This window comes from Sphingopyxis sp. SCN 67-31, assembly GCF_001725095.1.
This window is the reverse complement of record NZ_MEFH01000153.1, coordinates 1-7,035: the sequence shown is the minus strand read 5'-3', so window position 1 is coordinate 7,035 and position 7,035 is coordinate 1. Positions and strand designations below refer to the sequence as shown.

Annotated in this window: 9 protein-coding genes; 1 reads left to right on the top strand and 8 read right to left on the bottom strand. The window is 64.1% G+C overall.

Annotated elements, in window-relative coordinates:
- The 8 genes from ABS88_RS22250 to coxB form a co-directional block, all read right to left on the bottom strand.
- On the bottom strand, nucleotides 1–344 hold a 344-nt coding region (locus ABS88_RS22250; protein WP_286750613.1), incomplete at its 3' end, for an SURF1 family cytochrome oxidase biogenesis protein.
- Nucleotides 328–729 carry a DUF983 domain-containing protein gene (locus tag ABS88_RS22245; RefSeq protein ID WP_003050231.1) on the bottom strand — a complete coding sequence of 134 codons (402 nt, stop codon included), beginning with the start codon at nucleotides 727–729 and terminating at the stop codon, nucleotides 328–330. The genes ABS88_RS22245 and ABS88_RS22250, both read right to left, overlap by 17 nt.
- 1 nt (nucleotide 730) lies before the next feature.
- Nucleotides 731–1,606 (bottom strand): cytochrome c oxidase subunit 3, encoded by an 876-nt coding sequence (locus tag ABS88_RS22240; RefSeq protein WP_003050228.1) that lies wholly within the window; start codon nucleotides 1,604–1,606, stop codon nucleotides 731–733.
- Nucleotides 1,607–1,686: 80 nt separating this feature from the next.
- Entirely contained in the window at nucleotides 1,687–2,253 is a 567-nt protein-coding gene (locus ABS88_RS22235) for a cytochrome c oxidase assembly protein (RefSeq protein ID WP_003050226.1), read from the bottom strand.
- On the bottom strand, nucleotides 2,250–2,399 hold the full coding sequence (locus ABS88_RS22230; protein WP_162928272.1) for a hypothetical protein: 150 nt from the start codon (nucleotides 2,397–2,399) through the stop codon (nucleotides 2,250–2,252). Before ABS88_RS22230 ends, ABS88_RS22235 begins: the two co-directional genes overlap by 4 nt.
- On the bottom strand, nucleotides 2,396–3,307 hold the full coding sequence (locus ABS88_RS22225; RefSeq protein ID WP_003050222.1) for a heme o synthase: 912 nt from the start codon (nucleotides 3,305–3,307) through the stop codon (nucleotides 2,396–2,398). The genes ABS88_RS22230 and ABS88_RS22225 overlap by 4 nt, the downstream gene beginning before the upstream one ends.
- Nucleotides 3,308–3,371: 64 nt before the next feature.
- Entirely contained in the window at nucleotides 3,372–5,039 is a 1,668-nt protein-coding gene (gene ctaD / locus ABS88_RS22220) for a cytochrome c oxidase subunit I (protein ID WP_003050220.1), read from the bottom strand.
- A 16-nt stretch (nucleotides 5,040–5,055) separates the two neighbouring features.
- Nucleotides 5,056–6,147, bottom strand: coding sequence for a cytochrome c oxidase subunit II (gene coxB / locus ABS88_RS22215; protein ID WP_003050218.1), 1,092 nt, complete (start codon nucleotides 6,145–6,147; stop codon nucleotides 5,056–5,058).
- A gap of 233 nt (nucleotides 6,148–6,380) precedes the next feature.
- Here coxB and pyrE point away from each other — a divergent pair, with 233 nt between their 5' ends.
- Nucleotides 6,381–6,962, top strand: a complete 582-nt coding sequence (gene pyrE, locus ABS88_RS22210; RefSeq protein ID WP_062902833.1) for an orotate phosphoribosyltransferase — start codon at nucleotides 6,381–6,383, stop codon at nucleotides 6,960–6,962.
- The last annotated feature ends 73 nt before the right edge of the window (nucleotides 6,963–7,035 follow it).

Sequence of the window (7,035 nt, the reverse complement as noted above, 5' to 3'; positions counted from 1 at the left end):
GTGCGGCAATCCGCAATCATGCGAATACCGCCTCCGCCCTTGCGATCGGTGCCGCTGCGCGGATCCCAGCGCACCGGCTCGAGACAGATAACGCTGCTTTTGCGATAGAGCATCGCGTCGGGAACCGGCGGCAGCTTCGGATAGGTCACCGTCGCCGACATCGCCCCGTTGCGTTCGTAAAGCGCGATCAGCGCTTCCTTCTCGCCCTTGCGCTGCAACTGCCAGATGCCAAGCGCAATCATCGTCGCCACGGCGGCGAGAACCAGGATCGTCGGAATCACCGGCCAGCCGCGCGGCGGCGCGACGGCTTCGCCGGGCGAAGGAGCGTCAGGCGTCGTCGTCATGCCGATCCACCAGGCGCCCTTCCGCCGCCTTGCGCTGATGTTCGCTCGCGAGCAGCGCGGCCTTGCCAACCCGCAGGCCGTAGACGACCGCGGCGGCCGTGATCGGCACCCACAATAGCACGTGCACCCACAACGGCGGCTCGAATGCGAAATCGACGGCAATCGCCGCGGCAACGATCAGCGCACCGATAATCATGGTCAGAAACGCCGCCGGCCCGTCGCCGACATTGTAGGTCGAGTAGTCCAGCCCGCAGGCGCGGCAGCGCGGCGCGAATTTGGTCGGCCCGTCGAACAGCGTTGGCGCGCCGCATTCGGGGCAGAGACCGAAAAGGGCAGCGCGCCAGACCGGCGGCTGCCCCTTTTGATGCTGTTCGCTGTCCGGCAATTTAGTGCGCGGCGACCGGTGCGCCCCAGCCACCCCAGACATAGACGATGATGAAGAGGAACAGCCACACCACGTCGACGAAGTGCCAATACCAGGCAGCGGCTTCGAAACCGAAGTGCTGCGTCGGCGTGAAATGGCCCTTGTAGACGCGGACGAGGTTCACGATCAGGAAGATCGTGCCGACCAGAACGTGGAAACCGTGGAAGCCGGTCGCCATGAAGAAGGCCGAGGTATAGTTGATCGTGCCGAAGGGGAACGGCGCTTCGGCATATTCATAAGCCTGAATGCAGCTGAAGGTCAGGCCGAGGATGATGGTCAGCCACAGACCCTTCTTGAGCCCTTCGCGATCGCCGTGGATCAGCGCATGGTGCGCCCAGGTGATCGTCGTGCCCGAGCAGAGCAGGATCAGCGTGTTGAGCAGCGGCAGCGAGAAGGCGTCGATGACATGGATGCCCTTCGGCGGCCAGATCGACGCGGCAACGGCGCCTTCCTGCCCGAACAGCGAGGTCACCGCACCGTCGACGATCTCGACCGGCGCCGGGAACAGCGAGAAATCGAACCAGGCCCAGAACCAGCCGACGAAGAACATGACTTCCGATGCGATGAACAGGATCATGCCATAGCGCAGGTGCAACTGAACGACCGGCGTATGATCGCCGGCATGCGCTTCCTTGATGACCTCGCCCCACCAGCTGAAGAAGGTGGCGATCACACCCATGAAACCGAGACCCAGCACCCATTTGCCGGCACCGCCGAAATGGTCGGCGTGCATCGCCATGACGAGGCCGAAGAACATCACCAGCGCGGCGACCGAGCCGAAAAGCGGCCAGACGCTGGGATTTACGAGGTGATAATCATGATGTTTGGCACCGGCCATGTCACAGTTCCCGTTTTTTGCCCCAGCGCGATGATCCCCATCATCTGCCGGTCCTTGGTAAGACTCTATTGGTTGCGGCCTTAGCTCGCCTTTTTGCCCTCGTCCACTGGGTAGAAGGTGTAGCTGAGGGTGATTTCCTGAATGTCGCGCGCGTCGGGATCGTCCTTGATCTTGGGATCGACGAAGAACAGCACCGGCATGCGGATCTGTTCGCCCGGCTTCAGCGTCTGCTGGGTGAAGCAGAAGCACTGGATCTTGGTAAAATATTTCCCCGCCTGGTCGGGGGTCACGTTGAAGGTCGCGGTGCCGGTGATCGGGTGCGGCGAATTATTCTGCGCAATGAAGATCGCCATGTCGCGCGCGCCGATGCTGACCGTATCGGTGGGATGTTCGGGATAGAATTTCCACGGCAGCTTGGGCGACACATTGGCATCGAAGCGCACCGAGACGGTATCGCTCAACACCTTCGGTGTCTCGGCCGCGGCGACCGGATCGTAACGCTGCGTCGTGCCGCCAAAGCCGGTGACGCGGCAGAAAAGATTGTAGAGCGGCACCGCCGCGAAACCCAGCCCGACCATCGCCGCCGCGAGCAAGGCCGCGAGCGCCGCGGTGCGGCCATTTTTCCGGCGTGTCGCTTCGTCCGTCATGTCGGCACCACCATGCGCGCCATCGTAATGAAGAAAAAGAGGAAAGCGAGCCCGCCGAGGATCCAGCCCATCAGGTTGGCGCGCACGCGCTGGCGGCGGCGATACTCGGCTTCGTCGAACGGCTGTTGCGGATTTTCGTCGGTCATAGTGGCAACCAGTGATCGGCGACCACCGCGCCGAAGAGGATGAAGAGATAGGCGATGGAAAAGGCGAAGAGGCGCTTTTCGGGCTGCATCCGGTCGTCCGAGCCCGCGCTGCGCAAGCCGACCTGCGCCGACAGCAGCACGAACAGCGCCGACAGGATCGTCGCGGTCCAGCCATAGAGCGCGCCCGTGTAGCCGAGCGGCCACGGCGCGATCGCCGCCACCGCCATCAACACAGCATAGAGCAGGATCTGGTGGCGCGTCGCGCGCTCGCCCGCGACCACCGGCATCATCGGAATTCCCGCTGCGGCATAGTCCGACCGCACGAACAGCGCGAGCGCCCAGAAATGCGGCGGGGTCCAGAGGAAGATCAGCAGGAACAGCGCGATCGGCAGCGGTGCGACGCTGCCCGTCGCCGCGACCCAGCCGATCAGCGGCGGGAATGCCCCCGCCGCGCCGCCAATCACGATATTCTGCGGCGTCCGCGGCTTGAGCCACATTGTGTAGATGAAGACGTAGAACAGGATCGAAACGGTCAGCAGCACCGCCGCCTGCCAATTGGCTGCGAACAGCATGAGAAAGACCGAAAAGGCAGCGAGTCCGACCCCGAACTGCAACGCCGTCTGGCGGTCGAGACGACCGGCGGGCAGCGGGCGGTTCGCCGTCCGCTTCATTTTCGCGTCGATCGTCGCTTCATACCATTGGTTGAGCGCCCCCGATGCGCCTGCCCCGAGCGCGATCGCGAGGATCGACGAAAAGGCAAGCACCGGATGAACGCTGCCCGGTGCCGCGAGCAAACCGCACAGCGCGGTAAAGACGACGAGCGACATCACGCGCGGCTTGGTCAGCGCGAACAGGTCGCGCCAATCTGCGGGAAGCGACATCTCGCCGTGGGTCAGGCTCTGCGCCATGCTAACTCCAGGCCGGAAAGCGGGGCGCCCCCTGCCAAGGCTCTTAGCAGGGGGCGCAGCGCAATCAGGCGATACGCGGCAGTTCGTTGAACTGGTGGAACGGCGGCGGGCTCGACAGCGTCCATTCGAGCGTCGTCGCACCTTCGCCCCACGGGTTGTCGGCGGCCTTCTTGCCCGCGAACAGCGACCAGGCGATGTTCACGAAGAAGAAGATCATGCCGACGGCCATGATCACATAGCCGAACGACGAGATATAGTGCCAATAGGCGAAGGCTTCCGCATAGTCGGGATAGCGGCGCGGCATGCCCTGCTGGCCCAGGAAGTGCTGGGGGAAGAACAGGACGTTCACGCCGATGAAGAAGATCCAGAAGTGCAACTGTCCGAGGAACTCGTTGTACATCCGGCCCGACATCTTCGGGAACCAGTAATAGAAGCCCGCGAACAGCGAGAAGACCGCGCCGAGCGACAACACATAGTGGAAGTGCGCCACGACATAATAGGTGTCGTGCAGGTTGGTGTCGACGCCGCCATTGGCGAGCACGACGCCGGTCACGCCGCCCACGGTGAACATGAAGATGAAACCGATTGCCCAGACCATCGGGGTCTTGAAGCTGATCGAACCGCCCCACATCGTCGCGATCCACGAAAAGATCTTGATGCCGGTCGGGACCGCGATGACCATCGTCGCGGCGGTGAAGTACATCTTCAGGTTCACGCTCATGCCGACGGTGAACATGTGGTGCGCCCACACGATGAAGCCGACGACACCGATCGCGACCATGGCGTAGGCCATGCCGAGATAGCCGAACACCGGCTTGCGGCTGAAGGTCGAGATGATCTGGCTGACGATGCCGAAGCCCGGCAGGATCATGATGTACACTTCGGGGTGGCCGAAGAACCAGAAGAGGTGCTGATAGAGCAGCGGATCGCCGCCGCCCGTGGCGTCATAGAAGGTGGTGCCGAAGTTACGGTCGGTCAGCAGCATGGTGATCGCGGCGGCAAGGACCGGCAGCGCGAGCAGCAGCAGGAAGGCGGTGACGAGCACCGACCAGACGAACAGCGGCATCTTGTGCAGGGTCATGCCCGGTGCACGCATGTTGAAGATCGTGGTGATGAAGTTGATCGCACCGAGGATCGACGCCGCACCCGCAAGGTGGAGCGAGAAGATCGCCATGTCGACCGCCGGGCCGACCGACCCGCTGGTCGACAGCGGGGCATAGACGGTCCAGCCGGTACCGGCGCCAAGGCCGCTGCCGCCCGGAACGAACATCGATCCGCACAGCATGACGAACGCAACCGCCGTCAGCCAGAAGGACACGTTGTTCATGCGCGGAAAGGCCATGTCCGGCGCACCGATCATCAGCGGGACGAACCAGTTGCCGAAGCCGCCGATCATCGCGGGCATGACCATGAAGAAGACCATGATCAGACCGTGCGCGGTGATCATGACGTTCCAGAAATGCTTGCCCGCGGTCGCGTCCGCTGCGCCACCAAGCATATGCGCCCAGCCCGGAAGATACTGGATGCCGGGTTCGGCGAGTTCGAGACGCATCATCCCCGAAAGCGCACCGCCGACGATGCCGGCGATGATCGCGAAAATCAGGTAGAGCGTGCCGATGTCCTTGTGGTTCGTCGACATGAACCAGCGGACAAAGAAGCTGGGCGTGTCATGGTCGTGGTCGTGCGCATGGTCGTGGCCATGCGCCGGTGCAGTCGCTGCGATATCGGTCATCTGTCGGACCCCCTGATTAATTCTTGGCGGCCGGTGCGGCGGCAGGCGCCGCAGCCGGAGCCGCTGTGGTCGTGTCGGCGGCGGGGACGGTCGTCGCCGGGATCGGGCCGGTCGGAGCCGGAGCTGCGGCGGCGGGCGCTGCCGCGGCGGCGGCCTGGGCGCCGTCGGGATTGCCGCCCTTCGAGCGGACCCACGCCTTCCACTTGTCCATCGGCAGCGCTTCGACCGCGATCGGCATGAAGCCGTGGTCGACGCCGCACAGTTCCGAACACTGGCCGTAATAGACGCCGGGCTTGTCGACGGTGAACGTCGTTTCGTTGGCGCGGCCCGGAACCGCGTCCATCTTGGTCCACAGCGCGGGAACCGCGAAGCTGTGGATCACGTCGGCGCCGGTGATGATCAGCTTCACCTGCTTGCCGACGGGGACGACCATGCGATTGTCCACCGCGAGGTGATAAGGCTCGCCGGCGGCGACGGCCTTGTCCTCGGGCAGCATCTTCGAGACATATTCGCCGATACCCTGGTCGGGATAGGCATAGCCCCAATACCATTGATAGCCGGTGACCTTGATCGTCAGCGCATCCTTCTTCGGCGGCTCATATTGCGCCGCGAGCAGGCGGATCGACGGAACCGCGATCACCGCAAGGATCAGGACCGGGATCGCGGTCCAGATGATTTCGATGAAGGTGTTGTGCGTCGTCTTCGACGGCACCGGATTGGCCGAAGCGCGGTAGCGCACGACGACCCACAGCAGCAGGCCGAGCACCAGCAGCGAGATGAAGGTGATGACGGGCAGCAGCATATAATGGTTGAACCAATAAGCGCGCTTGCCGATCGGGCTTTCCTGTTCCTGGAAGTTCCATCCGCCCTCGACCGGCTGACCGATGCCTGCGGTCGGCTTCATCGGCACATAGGTCGCATCGCCGGCCGGCACCGCAGCCTTGTCGCCGGCGGGAGCCGCCGCATCGCTGGTCGCCGCGGCCGGAGTCGCGTTCGTCGTCGCGGCCGGCGCCGCAGCGGGAGCTGCCGCCGGGGCCTGCGCCTGCACCGCGCCCACGGTGCCGAGCGACAAAGCCGCCGCAATTACAAGGGTTTTCAAGCTCTTCATAAGGATAGTGCCGCCCGTTGCCTGTTGCTGTTCTCGATCCCCCAACCTCTCCGTCTCGGCAGCCGGGCACAGGCCCGGACAGCCCGCGAACAGGCTGAAACTCGCCGGGGCTATAGACCCGCTTGCCGCTTGCCTCAAGCATCTCTAACACTATTTTGCAGCACGATAATCTTCGTACCCGAAACCCGCTCATCCGACGCGGGCGACTTGATGGACAAAAGACCGAACCTCCCATGACCGACGACGAAATTCTGGCCGAGTTCCGCGCCGCAGACGCGCTGTTGCAGGGGCATTTCCTGCTCTCTTCGGGGCGCCACAGCGAATATTATCTGCAATGCGCGCGCGTTTTGATGGACACCGAACGCGCCGGACGGCTGGCGATCGCCCTCGCCGCCAAGCTGCCGCGCGACCTGCGCGCGGCGATCGACATGGTCGTTTCGCCCGCGATGGGCGGCGTCATCATCGGCCATGAAATGGGCCGCGCGCTCGGCAAGCCCGCGATCTTCGTCGAACGGCCGACCGGCACCTTCGAATTGCGCCGCGGCTTCGCGATCCCGGCCGGCGCCAAAATCCTGATGGTCGAGGATGTCGTAACCACCGGCCTGTCGTCGCGCGAAGCGATGGAGGCGGTACGCGCCGCGGGTGGCGACGTTATCGCCGAAGCCGCCCTCGTCGATCGTTCGGCGGGCAGCGTCGACCTCGGCGTTCCCTTCTACCCGCTCGTCGCGATCAATTTTCCGACCTATGCCGAAGACGAACTGCCACCCGAACTCGCCGCGACTCCCGCGGTGAAGCCGGGGAGCCGCGCGAATTGAGCGCGCCCTCCCCTCGGCGGCTGCGCCTGGGCGTCAACATCGACCATGTCGCGACGATCCGCAACGCGCGCGG